Source organism: Arthrobacter sp. 2YAF22_2 (assembly GCF_052114645.1).
Classification (GTDB): domain Bacteria; phylum Actinomycetota; class Actinomycetes; order Actinomycetales; family Micrococcaceae; genus Arthrobacter.
This window is the reverse complement of sequence record NZ_JBFRFD010000603.1, coordinates 1-1953: the sequence shown is the minus strand read 5'-3', so window position 1 is coordinate 1953 and position 1953 is coordinate 1. Positions and strand designations below refer to the sequence as shown.

Annotated in this window: 2 protein-coding genes; one reads left to right on the top strand and one right to left on the bottom strand. The window is 67.2% G+C overall.

What is annotated here, in order from left to right:
• Nucleotides 1–329 precede the first annotated feature (329 nt).
• Nucleotides 330–1343, top strand: coding sequence for a DNA polymerase III subunit delta (gene holA, locus AB4Y86_RS17765; RefSeq protein ID WP_441403476.1), 1014 nt, complete (start codon nucleotides 330–332; stop codon nucleotides 1341–1343).
• 139 nt (nucleotides 1344–1482) lie between these two features.
• Here the strand turns inward: holA and rpsT are convergent, their stop codons facing one another.
• Nucleotides 1483–1743, bottom strand: a complete 261-nt coding sequence (gene rpsT, locus AB4Y86_RS17760) for a 30S ribosomal protein S20 (protein ID WP_230119666.1) — start codon at nucleotides 1741–1743, stop codon at nucleotides 1483–1485.
• Between the last annotated feature and the right edge of the window lie 210 nt (nucleotides 1744–1953).

The following is a 1953-nucleotide window of genomic DNA, read 5'->3' as shown; positions in this document are numbered from 1 at the left end:
GCACTGCCCGGTGCGGTGCTGCCCTGGCCGGAGGGCGCCTACGGGTCGGCCACGATGGCGGCGCTCTCGGTGCTGTCCCTGGCGGGCGTCTGGCTGGTCACCCACCCGGCTAGCGCCGGGCGCCTGCTGCTCAAACTACAGGAGCGCACCGCGTTGTCCCTCGGCCAGATGCTGGATCGCAAGGCCCTCCCTACCGGTGCTGCCCGCAACCGCCCGACACAGCGGGGCCGTCAGCGGGCCAGCCCGTGGGCCGGGCGCCGTGGCTTGGTGGACCGTCCCCGCCGTGGCAGGCTTAGAGTCTGCAAACCAACTTCCCGGAGGATACACGAGTGGCTGCTGCCCAGACCCAACGCACGAGGACGACGGCGACGAAGACCGCCACCTGGCGCGATGTGACCCCGGCGCCGGTGGTGCTGGTGGGCGGCCCCGAGGACTACCTCGCCTCCCGGGCCATGGACCGGATCCGTTCCCAGGTACGCGCCGCCGCCCCTGACGTCGAAGTCACCCGGCTGAACGCTGGCAGCTACGAACCCGGAACCCTGGCCATGAATGTCAGCCCGTCCCTGTTCGGCGAGCAGAAGCTGATCGAAGTCGAAGGCCTGGAGGCTATGAACGATGCCTTTCTCACCGACGGCCTGAAGTACCTGACAAGCCCCGAGCCCGACGCCGTCCTGGTGCTGCGCCACGGCGGGGGAGTCCGGGGTAAGAAACTTCTCGACGCGATCAAGGCGGGCGGCTGGCCCGTGGTTGACTGCCAGCCGCTGAAGAAGGACGCCGACAAGGCGGCATTTGTCACCACCGAGTTCAAAGCCGCCTCCCGGCGGATCGAGCCGGACGCCGTGCACGCCCTGGTCAATGCCGTCGGCGCCCACCTCGCGGAACTCGCCGCTGCCTGCAGCCAGCTGATCGCGGATGCCACCACTGCGGTGGATGCGGACCTGGTGGACCGCTACTACGGCGGCAGGGTGGAAGCCACCGGCTTCAAGGTGGCCGACGCCGCGATGGCCGGCAACGCCCCGTTGGCACTCTCCACGCTTCGCCACGCCCTCGACACCGGAGCCGATCCGGTGCCGATCGTGGCGGCCCTGGCCGCGAAGCTCCGGTCCCTCGCCAAAGTGGCGGGGGCGCAGGGCTCCTCGACGCAGATCGCCAAGCAGCTCGGCATGCAGCCGTGGCTGGTGGAGCAGGCCCAACGTGACGTCAGGCGGTGGACCCCGGAAGGCCTGGCCCGGTCCATCCAGGTCACGGCGGAGGCCGATGCGCAGGTCAAGGGGCTCTCCCGGGACCCGGTCTACGCCGTCGAGCACGCCGTGACGGTGATAGCGGGCGCTGTCCGCCGCTGACCGGCCGCCGCTGACCCGCCGCACGCCCGAACCGGCGCGTGGCGTGCCGGGCTGCCGGAGCGGTTGCCGCTTTAACTGGCTGTGGCCGGCACCCTGAGGGTACCGGCCACAATCATCAGTTCAGTTGAACTGGAAAACCTTAGAGTGCGTTGACCTTTTTGGAGATCGCGGACTTGCGGTTTGCAGCGTTGTTCTTGTGAAGAACACCCTTGCTGACAGCCTTGTCGAGCTTCCGGCTGGCAGTAACCAGTGCAGTAGCAGCGGCATCCTTGTCGGTGGACTCAACGGCGGTGTTGACAGCGCGGATGGCCGTCTTCAGCTCGGACTTGACTGCGTTGTTGCGCAGGCGAGCCTTCTCGTTGGTAAGGATGCGCTTCTTCTGGGACTTGATATTAGCCACGTGTGAACTCTCTTTTTCAATGCGGAAAATGGTCTAGAGGGCTTTCAGATTGGCCATTGACTGAGCGGCGTGGGGATACCTATGGCGACCAACCATCTGTGGCCGTCGACCTGCACGGACACACAGCTGTCAATAATAGCAGAGACGCCGGGCCGGTGGCGATTTCCGGCCTCGGAAGGCGTCAGGACCAGCCGTGCCGGCCGCGCAACG